Below are 13,175 nucleotides of genomic sequence, written 5' to 3' on the forward strand. Positions count from 1 at the left end.
TAAAGTTTTGTCGAGCAAAACTGCATCGCCTAAAGAACCTGCTATATGAAAAGTAACCTACCGGTTAACGAACACGTGTTACTCTGCGCCCATCTCCGCGCCTTCGAGATTGAGATTCAGCTTATCGCTGGTTACCTCATCATCGTCGTCAGCTTCTCTCATCTCGATTTCCTGCTCATCGCCGGACAGAATCTTAACATCCATACCCAAGCTTTGTAGCTCTTTAATCAAGACTTTGAACGATTCCGGAACGCCTGGTTCTGGAACATTTTCGCCTTTGACAATGGATTCGTACGTTTTCACGCGTCCAACCACGTCATCGGACTTGACGGTCAAGATCTCTTGCAGGGTGTACGCAGCGCCATAAGCCTCAAGCGCCCAAACCTCCATCTCTCCAAAACGCTGTCCGCCGAACTGAGCTTTACCACCCAGCGGCTGCTGTGTAACCAAAGAGTAAGGTCCAGTGGAACGGGCATGGATTTTATCGTCAACCATGTGCGCCAGCTTGATCATATACATGACGCCGACGGTAACTTCCCGTTCAAACGGTTCGCCCGTACGTCCATCATACAAAATGGTCTTACCGTTACGCTGCATCCCGGCTTCTTCCATCGTATCGAATACGTCATACTCGCGTGCGCCGTCAAATACCGGCGTTGCGGTATGAATACCCAAGTACTTGGCAGCCATACCCAAGTGAACCTCAAGCGCCTGCCCGATGTTCATCCGCGACGGCACGCCCAGCGGGTTCAAGACAACCTGTACCGGAGTACCATCCGGCAGGAACGGCATGTCCTCTTCCGGCATGATACGCGCGATAACCCCTTTGTTACCGTGACGTCCGGCCATTTTATCGCCTTCGGAAATTTTCCGTTTTTGTGCGATATAGACACGAACCAGCTGATTTACGCCAGGAGGCAGCTCATCGCCGTTCTCGCGGGTAAATACTTTTACGTCAACAACGATACCATCGGTACCATGCGGTACGCGGAGGGAAGTATCACGTACTTCACGAGCCTTCTCACCAAAGATGGCATGCAGCAAACGCTCTTCCGCCGTCAGCTCGGTAACCCCTTTAGGCGTTACTTTACCGACCAGAATGTCGCCTGCGCCAATCTCGGCACCGACACGGATAATACCACGCTCATCCAGATTCTTCAGCGCATCTTCCCCAACGTTCGGAATATCGCGTGTGATTTCTTCCGGTCCGAGCTTCGTATCCCTTGCTTCGGATTCATATTCTTCAATGTGAATGGAGGTATAAACATCCTCTTTCACCAGTTTTTCACTCAAGAGGATAGCATCCTCATAGTTGTAGCCTTCCCACGTCATAAACGCGATAACTACGTTGCGTCCAAGAGCCAGCTCGCCCATCTCAGTGGAAAGACCGTCAGCCAGGATATCTCCAACGCGAACTTGCTCGCCTTTGTGACAGATCGGACGCTGGTTGATGCAAGTCCCTTGGTTAGAACGCATGAACTTGTGCAGCTTATGCTTTACAAGATCCCCGTTAACCAGCTTGCCATCCACCATAGCTTGGCGGCGCACCCAAATTTCGTTAGCCGACACGCGTTCTACAACGCCGTCCACTTTGGATACAATACATACACCGGAGTCCTTGGCTGCCTTATGCTCCATCCCCGTACCTACAAGAGGCGCTTTAGGAATCAGCAATGGAACGGCTTGCCGCTGCATGTTCGAACCCATCAACGCGCGGTTGGAGTCATCGTTCTCCAAGAAGGGAATCAATGCTGTCGCTACCGACACTACCTGCTTAGGAGATACGTCCATATAGTCGACGCGCGCTTTAGGAAGGATCAAGTTATCCTCTTTGTAACGAACGATTACCGTATCGTTAGCAAATGCGCCTTCTTCCGTCAGCTTGGAGTTCGCCTGTGCAACAACATAGTTATCTTCTTCATCCGCCGTCAGATAGTCGATCTGTTCGGTTACAGCACCTGTCTTCGGATCAACCCAACGATACGGCGCTTCGATAAAGCCGTATTCATTGATCCTCGCAAAAGTGGACAAGGAGTTGATCAAACCGATGTTCGGACCCTCCGGCGTTTCAATAGGACACATACGGCCATAGTGGGAGTGATGGACGTCACGAACTTCAAAGCCCGCGCGTTCCCTTGTCAAACCACCAGGTCCCAAGGCGGACAAACGACGCTTATGCGTCAATTCAGCCAGTGGGTTCGTTTGGTCCATAAACTGCGACAACTGGGAGCTTCCGAAGAACTCTTTAATCGACGCAATGACCGGTCTAATATTAATCAATGCCTGAGGCGTAATAACATTCGCGTCTTGAATGGACATCCGCTCGCGAACCACACGCTCCATACGGGACAAACCGATACGGAACTGGTTTTGCAGCAATTCGCCTACAGAACGAAGCCGTCTGTTACCCAGATGGTCAATATCGTCCGTATCGCCAATGCCATGCAGCAAGTTGATAAAATAATTGATTGAAGCAATGATGTCTGCAGGTGTAATGTTTTTGATCGATTTGTCGATTTTGCCGTTAGCGATAACCTTAACGACTTTACCGTCCTCGATCGGCGAGTATACGTTGATGCATTGGAATGGAATATGTTCCATCTCGGTTACACCGTTTACCGCCGTATACTCTTTGAAGCCTACGCCGTTCTCCAGATACGGAAGCACTTCGTCCAGCAGACGACGATCCAGCACCTGTCCTGCTTCGGCGATGATTTCGCCCGTTTCAGGATTGGCCAACGTTTCAGCCAAACGCTGATTGAACAAGCGGTTCTTGATATGCAGCTTCTTGTTGATTTTATAGCGGCCGACATTGGCCAAATCATAACGCTTCGGATCAAAGAAACGAGCGACAAGCAAGCTTCTAGCATTATCAAGCGTTGGAGGCTCGCCCGGACGCAGACGCTCATAAATTTCAATCAGCGCTTTATCCGTCGAATCCGTGTTATCCTTGTCCAGCGTATTGCGGATATACTCATCGTCACCGAGCAGATCCAAAATTTCAGCATCCGTGCCAAAGCCCAAAGCTCTTAACAGGACAGTGACCGGAATTTTACGGGTACGATCGATGCGGACATAAATAATGTCCTTGGCATCCGTCTCCAGCTCGAGCCAAGCGCCACGATTCGGAATAACGGTTGCGGTATATGTTTTCTTGCCGTTTTTATCCACTTTCGTGCTAAAATAGACGCTAGGAGAACGAACCAGCTGACTGACGATTACCCGTTCGGCACCATTGATAATAAATGTCCCTGTTTCTGTCATTAACGGGAAGTCTCCCATAAATACTTCCTGCTCTTTAACTTCGCCAGTTTCTTTATTGATCAAGCGCACTTTCACACGAAGCGGAGCTGCGTAAGTGACATCGCGTTCTTTGGACTCATCGACAGAATACTTGGGCTCTCCCAAGCTATAATCGATAAACTCCAACACTAAGTTCCCCGTAAAATCCTGTATCGGGGAAATATCCTGAAACATTTCGCGCAATCCTTCTTCCAAAAACCACTCATAGGATTTTTGTTGGATTTCAATCAGGTTCGGTACCTCCAGAACCTCATCGATCCGAGCGTATGACCTGCGTTTGCGTCGACCAAATTGAACAAGATGACCCGCCAACTTTGATTCACCCCTCATGTCTACTCAATAGAACAAAATAAAAGCCTCTCCTGAAGCCTTCTCGAGTAAATACTGTTGAAGTGATACTTCTTATGGAAGCTTCCGAATACATTGACTTTCATGTTACCATAAATTTCTTCATACCTAGTATCGTTTACCTAAAATTTAAACATTATACGTCGAATGCTTAAATTTTATTCATACCGGCCAAAAAAATCTTCTTGACATTTTAGCAAACTAAAGACATATAACCCAATCTTAATGCTGACATTTTATTATGATATCACATACGAAATGTCAAGTCAAGAAATTTGTATTGCATTCCACTTATTTCTCTGCTTTAAGAATGCGGTAGCCTTTATCCTTTCCAAGCTCCTTCACTTTTGAAAACAAGGATTCCAGCTTGGCGAACGCGGAGGGCGCACCCTGCTTTTTCTGAATGATCACCCATAAGGAGCCACCCGGTTTCAATACCTCATATGCCTGCTCGAAGATACTGTGGACGACTTCCTTGCCCGCACGGATCGGCGGATTGGTCAGCACCACATCATATCGGCTTCCCATCACCTCGGCCAATCTGTCGCTTTGCTTGATTTCCACATTGGAGATTTGATTCCTCACCGCGTTCTGCTTAGCCAGTTCAACCGCTCTCTCATTAATATCCACCATGGTCACATGACCCTCGGGGACCAGCGCAGCAGCAGCTAAACCGATAGGACCATAGCCGCAGCCCACATCCAACACCCTGGCATCAACAGGAAGCTCCATAGCTTCAATCAGCACTTTCGATCCGTAATCCACCCCCTTTTTCGAGAATACTCCCGCATCGGTAACAAAGGTGAACTTACGCCCGCGCAGCTGTTCTTCAATTGTATGTAAATCATGCGCCACAGTCGGCTTTTGCGTATAGTAATGATTGCTCATTGGATTCACCTCCCACCTCGTTTCCGGCGATACTTTCCGTCCGTCACCTTCCGCTAAAATTACCCGATCAATAAACAAGGAAAACCCCCTGAAGTATAGGCTCCAAGGGGTCTTTGGGGTAATTAAAATTACTTCACTTCTACAACTGCGCCAGCTTCTTCAAGCTTAGCTTTAACTGCATCAGCGTCTTCTTTACCCACTTTTTCTTTGATCGGTTTTGGTGCGCCGTCTACCAAGTCTTTAGCTTCTTTCAAGCCAAGACCAGTGATTTCGCGAACAACTTTGATAACGTTGATTTTGGAAGCACCAGCGCTAGTCAAGATTACGTCGAACTCAGTTTGCTCAGCAACTTCTGCTGCGCCGCCGCCAGCTACAACAGCTACAGGAGCTGCAGCAGTTACGCCGAATTCTTCTTCGATTGCTTTAACCAGATCGTTCAGTTCCAAAACAGTCATACCTTTAATTGCTTCCAAGATTTGCTCTTTACTCATGGTATATAAACCTCCATTAATTTTAGTTGTATGGTCTTGCTAATCAATCTAAACGCAGACAAGATTAAGCTTCTTGTGCGCCGCCTTCTTGCTTCTCGGACACAGCTTTAACCGCAAGGGCGAAGTTGCGAACAGGAGCTTGAAGAACGCTGAGCAACATGGAAAGCAAACCTTCTCTGGAAGGAAGCTCAGCCAGTGCTTTGATTTGATCAAAGTCAACGACTTTACCTTCTACCACGCCTGCTTTAACGCTCAGATGTTCATTTTTCTTTGCGAAAGCCGTCAAGATTTTCGCTGGAGCAATGATATCATCTTTACTGAATGCGATGGCTGTAGGACCAGTCAAATGTTCATCCAGTGCAGTCAATTCAGCGCTCGCAGTTGCGCGTCTAGCCAAAGTGTTTTTCAATACTTGGAACTCTACGCCTGCTTCGCGAAGTTGTTTACGAAGCTCAGTTACTTGAGCCACATTCAAACCACGGTAGTCCGCAACGATAGTGCAGGAGCTGCCTTTCAGCTTCTCCGTTACTTCTGCAACCTGTTGAGATTTAAGCTCGATTGTTTTTGCGTTTGCCATTTTTGCACCTCCTATGTGCTTTCGCGCGGAAAGCATTTTACAAAACTAATTCAATTCCCTAACGGGAAGACAATACTCGATCGATCAACTTATCTCGTAAAGCGCTGCGAGGGTCTCCCATAAAAAGCAGAAATGCCTTCGCAGACACTGCGAAGGCATGATGATTTCACATAATCTTTGTACGTGCAAAGAAAAGGATCTATATCATAACACCTCGGCGGGATATTAAGCTCCAGTGGAGCACCTGCTGTCTACGGTAAGTCATATTCGTTTGTCAACTTAGATAGATTAGCATGCGTGACTGTAAAAGTCAACTGCCAAGCTTATCCTTATCTAAAGGTTTGTACGTTTACACGGGCAGCTGGACCCATCGTCGAGGAAACAGCGATGTTCTTCAGGTATACACCTTTAGCAGCCGCAGGTTTCGCACGGTTCAAAGCATCCACCAAAGCGCGGAAGTTGTCAGCCAGCTTCTCTGCATCAAAGGATACTTTACCGATAGGAGCATGGATTTGACCAGCCTTATCCAGACGGTATTCGATTTTACCAGCCTTAATCTCTTGAACTGCTTTTGTTACATCAAATGTAACAGTACCAGCTTTAGGATTCGGCATCAAACCTTTACCACCCAAAATACGGCCCAGTTTACCCACTTCACTCATCATGTCCGGTGTCGCTACGCACACGTCAAAGTCGAACCAACCTTGTTGGATCTTGTTGATCATGTCTTGATCGCCTACGAAATCAGCACCTGCCGCTTCCGCTTCTTTAGCTTTTTCGCCTTTAGCGAATACAAGGACACGCTTCGTTTTACCAGTACCGTGAGGCAATACAACAACGCCACGAACGGCTTGGTCTTGTTTACGAGGGTCTACACCCAAACGAACTGCTACTTCAACGGTTTCGTCGAATTTTGCAGTCGCTGCTTTTTTTACAAGCTCAATCGCTTCTGCCGGCTCATAAAGAGCTTCAGGATTGACAAGCTTAGCAGCTTCAAGATATTTCTTACCGTGTTTAGCCACTTCTTTCTTCCTCCTTTGTGGTATTAGCGGAATATCCTCCCACTGGTAGTGTAACCGTTGCATTATGCGAAGCAATGCCGGTTATCACTGGCAGCGCAACTATTACATTGTGCAGAGCAAATGTCAGTTATCGCTGAATATACAACCATCAATCAGGCATGGCCGGAATGGTTGCTATACAAAACAGACGTAATCGCAGAAATTAGTCCTCGATTACTACGCCCATGCTACGAGCTGTACCTTCGATCATACGCATTGCAGCCTCAACGGAAGCAGCGTTCAGGTCAGGCATTTTTTGTTCAGCGATTTCGCGAACAGTAGCACGTTTAACAGTTGCAACTTTCTTTTTGTTAGGCTCGCCGGAACCTTTCTCGATCTTAGCAGCAACACGCAGCAATACAGCAGCCGGTGGAGTTTTGGTAATGAACGTGAAAGAACGGTCCTCGAACACGGAGATTTCAACAGGGATAATCAAACCTGCTTGATCAGCTGTACGAGCGTTGAACTCTTTACAAAAAGCCATGATGTTAACACCTGCTTGACCCAAAGCCGGACCAATCGGAGGCGCCGGATTCGCTTTACCAGCAGGAACCTGTAGTTTAACAACCTTGATAACCTTTTTTGCCATTGTGTGACACCCCCTTGCATGTAGTGTGGGCTACGCGATTCTTAAAGTTTTTCCACCTGATGATAGTCCAACTCCAGAGGCGTCTCCCGGCCGAACATGTTCACGTGTACCTTCAGCTTGGCTTTGTCGACAAGAATTTCTTCTACCGAACCGACAAAATTCGCAAAAGGGCCCACTTTAACACGAACGGTTTCTTTCAGATCGAAGTCAATCTTCGGTTTAGGTTCTTCCATACCCATATGCTTGAGAATGGACTCCACTTCATCAGGGAGCAGTGCGGTCGGCTTGGAGCCAGAACCTGTCGATCCGACAAATCCCGTCACGCCCGGCGTATTGCGCACAACATACCACGAGTCATCGGTTTGAATCATTTCGACCAAAACATAACCCGGATATACTTTACGCATAACCGTCTTCTTCTTGCCGTCCTTATTCACCAGCTCCTCTTCCATAGGAACCAGAACGCGGAAGATCTTGTCCTTCATGTCCATTGATTCAACGCGCTTTTCCAAGTTCGCCTTGACCTTATTCTCATACCCGGAATAGGTATGCACGACGTACCATCTTTTTTCCATTTCCATATCAGCCACCTACACTCCCGCTTATTTGAAAACAAGACGAAGCAGCTCAGAAATACCCAAATCAAGTACGTAGAAGTAAATGGTCACGAAGGCAACCGTGAAGAGTACAACCAGCGTATAGCTGATGAGCTCTTTACGACTTGGCCATTTCACTTTCTTTAATTCGGACCAGCTGTCCGTAAAATAAGAAAATGTGTTGCCGAATCCCTGCTTCATCCTTGCCAAAAAGGACACAACTACACCTCCAAAAAGCTACCTAGTTTCGCGATGAGCGGTATGTTCATTGCAAAACCTGCAAAACTTCTTCAACTCCATGCGGTCTGGATGGTTGCGCTTATTTTTATTGGACGTATAGTTTCTTTGCTTGCAGTTCGTGCACGCTAACGTGATAATAACCCGCATGATGTACACCTCCTACGGACCAGCCTCAAATTTTTGAAAACCTTAAAGGTTCAGCAAAAAAACGCCTTACAGTTTTAAGGCTACCTGAATACTTTAGCATAACGCTAGTAGTGTGTCAAGGAGAACCTATGAATATAGCCCGCTCATCTATACGACCAGTATTAACCTAGAACTAGGCGAATAAACGTTTCGACAAAAAATAAAGCACCTCCGCATACCCGCGAAAAGGTGCCGTTCTTATGCATCTCTAACTTCCAAATACCGTTCGAGCTTTCGCTTGACCCGCTGAAGCGCATTGTCTATCGACTTCACATGCCGGTCCAAATCTACCGCAATCTCCTGATAGGAGCGTCCGTCCAAATAGAGCATGAGTACCCTTCGCTCCAAGTCGCTGAGAATCTCGCCCATTTTATCTTCCAGCCCGCTGAATTCCTCTTGATTGATAATCAGCTCTTCCGGATCGGTTACCCGGGAACCGCAGATGACATCAAGAAGCGTACGGTCGGAATCTTCATCGTAAATAGGCTTGTCCAGCGATACGTAGGAATTCAAAGGAATATGCTTTTGGCGGGTGGCGGTTTTAATGGCCGTAATGATCTGACGAGTGATGCAAAGCTCAGCAAAGGCTTTAAAGGAAGCCAGCTTATCGCCGCGAAAGTCCCGGATCGATTTATATAAACCTATCATTCCTTCTTGTACGATATCTTCCCTGTCGGCTCCTATCAGAAAATAGGAGCGTGCCTTGGCACGGACGAAGTTCTTGTACTTGTTAATCAAGTACTCCAGTGCGTCGCTATCCCCGTCGCGGACCGCTTCCACAATGTCTTCATCTGCCTTGAGGTCATATTCGTACATTCTCAACTCTTTGAGGTCGACACTCACCAACAATCCCTCCGGCCCGGCAAGACTACCTTCCTTGTGCATGGCTCTTCCCTGATACACGTTGAAAAGATACGATAAGTATACATTATGTAATCTATTATCGTCAACCAAATTCCAGCCGTCCAAAGCTTGCTAATCCATATATTACTGGCCTCTGCGCCACTTTTCGAACAGGCCCTTGACTTCGCCGGACAGCTTGCTGTCGAATGTGTTTCTGCGGCTTTCCGGCTTTTCCTCGATCTTGTGCTGAATGTCCCGCTTCACCTGACCAACCTTAACGAGCAGCTCTCCGGCCGGTACCCGGAAGGCGCCCTTGCCGAAGATAACATGCTGCTCGGTCATGTCGGAGGTCGCGACGTAAATCTGCTTACGCCGTCCGATATTTTCCGTAACCAGCCGCTCGATCAATTCGTCGGCGGTTTCTTTTTCCTTCGTGTAGTAGATGCGAAGCTTGTTCTGCACATATTTGCCGCCCAGCCCTGGGACGTAATAGGCGTCAAAAACGAGCAGCACCTTCGTTCCCGAGAAGGACTGATATTCAGCCAATTGCTGAATCAGTCTGTCCCTCGCTTCTTCCAAGCTAATATCTTTTAACTTCTGCAGTTCCGGCCAGGCACCGATAATATTATAACCGTCTACTATAAGAATTTCCTGGATCATCCGGTGGTCCGTCTATTTCGCGGCGATCCGTTGGCGTACTACCTCATACATAAGCACGGATGCCGCCACCGATGCGTTCAATGAATTGATTTGCCCGAACATCGGAAGCTTCAGCAGAAAGTCGCACTTCTCCTTGATTAAACGGCCCATCCCTTTGTTCTCATTGCCGATAACAATGGCCAGCGGCATATTCAGATTGGTTTGGAATACCGGCTGGCTTGCCGCCACATCGGTACCGGCCACCCAAACGCCCCGCTCCTTGAGCTGTTCGATCGTCTGCGCAAGATTGGTCACGCGGGCGACCGGGACGTATTCCACCGCGCCTGCCGACGTTTTGGATACGGTTGCCGTCAAACCGACGGATCGGCGCTTGGGGATAATAACCCCATGCACGCCGGTACAGTCGGCGGAACGTAAAATTGATCCCAAATTGTGCGGATCCTCAATCTCGTCCAGTATCAGAATGAAAGGCTCCTCCCCGCGGCTCTGGGCCCGTGCCAGGATGTCCTCCACTTCTACGTAATCATATGCAGCAACCTGCGCTACGACGCCCTGATGCTGCACGTTTTCAACCATCTGATCCAGCTTGCGCTTGTCCGCAAACTGGACGATAATACCGTTTTGCTTAGCTTCTGCAACGATAGGCTGCGTCAGCTGTTTTTGCGCATTTTCGGCAATCCAAATTTTATTAATCGTTCGTCCCGAACGTAAAGCCTCGAGCACCGAGTGCTTGCCGGCGATAAAATCTTCCATAGGTGTTTCTCTCCTTAGCCCTTATCCAGGGATAGCATTAGCAAATACTGCAATCGTTCCCACTGCTTCGTATAGTACAAATATCCAATCAAGCATTCAAAAGCCGTGCTGTGCCGATACTCCAAAATATCCGCATTTTTGGCCGAAGTGCCCGATTTTGCATTGCGGCCTCTTTTTACCATATCCGTTTCTTCTTCCGTAAGATAAGGAAGCCACACCTGAAGCGCCTTGGCCTGAGCCTTGGCCGATACATATTGTGTCGACAGCCGGTGCAAATGATTCGGGCGCTGGTTCGGAAGGGACACCACATATTGACGGATAAATACCTCGTAAATGGCGTCCCCTATATAAGCCAGCACGATAGGACTCAGCAGTCTCGGCTCTTTGGCCGGCGGAAAGCTGAACAAATTCAAATCGAGCGAAAACGAAGGCTGCTCTTCCATTATTTCCTCCGCCAGCGGATACCTTGAGCCGTATCCTCTAAAATAATGCCGCGCTCCGTTAACAAATCGCGGATCTCGTCGGCCCGGGCCCAGTTCTTCGCTTTACGCGCTTCGGTTCTTTCCACGATCAGCTGCTCGATCTCCTCGTCCAGCAGCCCTTCCTCCGCTTTGGCTAGTATGCCCAAGACATTATCCATCGTTTCAAAACGGGAAAGCAGCAGCTCCAGGGAGCTCAGTGTTACCGATTCCTGCTGCAGATATGGATTCGCTGCATTGACCAGCTCGAATACGGCTGTAATAGCATCAGGCGTATTAAAGTCATCGTTCATTTTCAGCTCAAACTGACGATGCACCTCTGCAACCGCATGTACAATTTCCTCCGCGGGCTCCCCAGGGACAGCAGTGGACAGCCGGTGTCTGATGCCGGCAATACAGTTCTCAATCCGGGCCAAGCCGTTTTTCGCCTGCTCGATCGCTTCCTCGCTGAAGTTCAACGGATTACGGTAATGCGCTGAGAGCATGAAATAACGAATGACCTGCGGCGGGATCGTCTTCAGCATTTGATTGACATTGATGCCGTTGCCCATCGATTTGGACATTTTCTCGTTATCGATGTTAATGTATCCGTTATGCATCCAGTAGTTTGCCATCGGATGACCGGTGAAGCATTCCGATTGGGCGATCTCGCATTCATGGTGAGGAAACTGCAGATCCTGGCCGCCGCCGTGAATATCGATGGTATCGCCAAGATATTTACGAGCCATTGCGGAGCATTCGATATGCCAGCCCGGACGCCCGGCGCCCCATGGACTTTCCCATGCGATCTCACCCGGTTTCGCGCCTTTCCACAGAACGAAGTCCTGTGGGTTCTCCTTCCGATCGTCTACCTCGACGCGGATGCCGAACTGCAGCTCTTCCAGATTTTGATGCGACAGCTTGCCGTATTCCGCAAAGCGGGTCGTACGGAAGTAAACGTCGCCGCCGCTTTCATAAGCATATCCTTTATCCACCAATCCTTGAATGAAATCAATAATCTCCTGGATATTTTCCGTTACGCGCGGGTTCAGCGTTGCCTTCCGCACGCCCAAGCCTTCCGTATCCTCGTAAAACTTCTGGATAAACAGCTCGGCGATTTCCGGAACAGTCGATTCCATCTGTGCCGCTTTGCGGATCAGCTTATCATCCACATCCGTAAAATTAACGACATAGGTTACATCGTAGCCAATGGATTCCATATATCTTCTCACGACATCAAAAAAGATAACCGGACGCGCGTTGCCGATATGAATGTAATCATATACGGTCGGACCGCAAACATACATTTTCACTTTACCCGGAGTGATCGGTTTGAACTCGTCCTTGGACCGGGTCATTGTATTGTAGATTTTAAGCGCCATACTGTTGGCACCCTCCATTCTTTGAGTTAAAAAGTGAGTTCACACTTTATTTTTACTTAAATCATCTACTTGCTGCTTCAGTTCTTCGATTTGCTGCTGCATCTGACGGAACATGTCGATAACCGGGTCTGGCAGATTGTTGTGATCCAGCTTTCCGATACGAACGCCATCCCGCTTCACGATTCGTCCCGGAATGCCGACCACGGTGCTGTTCTGCGGCACCTCGCTCAATACTACCGCATTCGCGCCGATTCGAGAATTGTCGCCTACGGTAAACGAGCCAAGCACCTTGGCGCCGGAAGCGATGACCACATTATTGCCTATGGTAGGATGGCGTTTGCCTTTCTCCTTCCCTGTTCCGCCCAGGGTCACTCCTTGATACAATACCACATCGTCCCCGATTTCGCAGGTTTCCCCAATAATGACGCCCATTCCATGATCGATGAAAAACCGGCGTCCGATAACCGCTCCCGGATGGATCTCGATCCCCGTCATAAAACGGCTGACCTGAGAAATAATCCGCGCAGTCGTAAACCAGCCGTTTTTATAAAACTTGTGGGCTACGCGGTGCGCCCAAAGAGCATGCAGTCCCGAATACGTAAAAGCTACCTCGAACCAGCTGCGTGCTGCCGGATCATTCTCAAATATGGTTTCGATATCTTCCCTCATCGACTTAAACAAGCTGTTCACCCGCTCCCCCTGATGCTTCCTCTGCCTAACATAAAAAGCCCCCGCAGCCCAATTGGCTGCAGAGGCGAAAATGTCGCGGTTCCACTCTGCTTGAGCATGCCAAAGCATAC

General features: G+C 48.4%; 15 protein-coding genes and 1 other annotated feature. All 15 genes read right to left on the reverse strand.

Annotation, left to right across the window (positions count from 1 at the left end):
* Window positions 1-78: 78 nt before the first annotated feature.
* The 15 genes from rpoB to cysE all read right to left on the reverse strand — a co-directional run bounded on the left by rpoB (window position 79) and on the right by cysE (window position 13,044).
* Window positions 79-3,615, reverse strand: a complete 3,537-nt coding sequence (rpoB, locus tag ACHHV8_RS30855; RefSeq protein ID WP_483874893.1) for a DNA-directed RNA polymerase subunit beta — start codon at window positions 3,613-3,615, stop codon at window positions 79-81.
* 327 nt (window positions 3,616-3,942) lie between these two features.
* A complete protein-coding gene (locus ACHHV8_RS30860; protein WP_395163053.1) occupies window positions 3,943-4,539 on the reverse strand; it encodes a class I SAM-dependent methyltransferase in 597 nt (198 codons plus the stop codon).
* A gap of 128 nt (window positions 4,540-4,667) precedes the next feature.
* Window positions 4,668-5,030 (reverse strand): 50S ribosomal protein L7/L12, encoded by a 363-nt coding sequence (gene rplL, locus ACHHV8_RS30865; RefSeq protein WP_395163054.1) that lies wholly within the window; start codon window positions 5,028-5,030, stop codon window positions 4,668-4,670.
* Between the two features lie 64 nt (window positions 5,031-5,094).
* Window positions 5,095-5,607, reverse strand: a complete 513-nt coding sequence (gene rplJ / locus ACHHV8_RS30870; protein ID WP_395163055.1) for a 50S ribosomal protein L10 — start codon at window positions 5,605-5,607, stop codon at window positions 5,095-5,097.
* Between the two features lie 119 nt (window positions 5,608-5,726).
* Window positions 5,727-5,882: a sequence feature (ribosomal protein L10 leader region), on the reverse strand.
* 54 nt (window positions 5,883-5,936) lie between these two features.
* Window positions 5,937-6,629: a 50S ribosomal protein L1 gene (gene rplA, locus ACHHV8_RS30875; protein WP_395163056.1), complete on the reverse strand. Its 693-nt coding sequence runs from the start codon at window positions 6,627-6,629 to the stop codon at window positions 5,937-5,939.
* A 202-nt stretch (window positions 6,630-6,831) separates the two neighbouring features.
* Window positions 6,832-7,257, reverse strand: coding sequence for a 50S ribosomal protein L11 (gene rplK / locus ACHHV8_RS30880; RefSeq protein ID WP_395163057.1), 426 nt, complete (start codon window positions 7,255-7,257; stop codon window positions 6,832-6,834).
* Window positions 7,258-7,298: 41 nt separating this feature from the next.
* The gene (gene nusG / locus ACHHV8_RS30885) at window positions 7,299-7,832 is read right to left on the reverse strand and encodes a transcription termination/antitermination protein NusG (RefSeq protein WP_094018084.1); all 534 of its coding nucleotides are present in this window, start codon (window positions 7,830-7,832) and stop codon (window positions 7,299-7,301) included.
* Window positions 7,833-7,859: 27 nt separating this feature from the next.
* Window positions 7,860-8,072, reverse strand: coding sequence for a preprotein translocase subunit SecE (gene secE, locus ACHHV8_RS30890; RefSeq protein WP_395163058.1), 213 nt, complete (start codon window positions 8,070-8,072; stop codon window positions 7,860-7,862).
* Window positions 8,073-8,090: 18 nt separating this feature from the next.
* On the reverse strand, window positions 8,091-8,240 hold the full coding sequence (rpmG, locus tag ACHHV8_RS30895) for a 50S ribosomal protein L33 (RefSeq protein ID WP_395163059.1): 150 nt from the start codon (window positions 8,238-8,240) through the stop codon (window positions 8,091-8,093).
* Between the two features lie 237 nt (window positions 8,241-8,477).
* On the reverse strand, window positions 8,478-9,122 hold the full coding sequence (sigH, locus tag ACHHV8_RS30900; protein ID WP_395163060.1) for an RNA polymerase sporulation sigma factor SigH: 645 nt from the start codon (window positions 9,120-9,122) through the stop codon (window positions 8,478-8,480).
* Window positions 9,123-9,266: 144 nt separating this feature from the next.
* Complete coding sequence (locus ACHHV8_RS30905) at window positions 9,267-9,782, reverse strand: NYN domain-containing protein (RefSeq protein ID WP_395163061.1); 516 nt, start codon at window positions 9,780-9,782, stop codon at window positions 9,267-9,269.
* A gap of 12 nt (window positions 9,783-9,794) precedes the next feature.
* On the reverse strand, window positions 9,795-10,535 hold the full coding sequence (gene rlmB, locus ACHHV8_RS30910) for a 23S rRNA (guanosine(2251)-2'-O)-methyltransferase RlmB (protein WP_395163062.1): 741 nt from the start codon (window positions 10,533-10,535) through the stop codon (window positions 9,795-9,797).
* A 14-nt stretch (window positions 10,536-10,549) separates the two neighbouring features.
* Window positions 10,550-10,978: a Mini-ribonuclease 3 gene (locus ACHHV8_RS30915; RefSeq protein WP_395163063.1), complete on the reverse strand. Its 429-nt coding sequence runs from the start codon at window positions 10,976-10,978 to the stop codon at window positions 10,550-10,552.
* On the reverse strand, window positions 10,978-12,375 hold the full coding sequence (cysS, locus tag ACHHV8_RS30920; RefSeq protein ID WP_395163064.1) for a cysteine--tRNA ligase: 1,398 nt from the start codon (window positions 12,373-12,375) through the stop codon (window positions 10,978-10,980). Before cysS ends, ACHHV8_RS30915 begins: the two co-directional genes overlap by 1 nt.
* Window positions 12,376-12,414: 39 nt before the next feature.
* On the reverse strand, window positions 12,415-13,044 hold the full coding sequence (gene cysE, locus ACHHV8_RS30925) for a serine O-acetyltransferase (RefSeq protein WP_395163669.1): 630 nt from the start codon (window positions 13,042-13,044) through the stop codon (window positions 12,415-12,417).
* Window positions 13,045-13,175 lie beyond the last annotated feature (131 nt).

The organism is Paenibacillus sp. TAB_01 (genome assembly GCF_043945595.1).
Taxonomy (GTDB): Bacteria; Bacillota; Bacilli; order Paenibacillales; family NBRC-103111; genus Paenibacillus_S.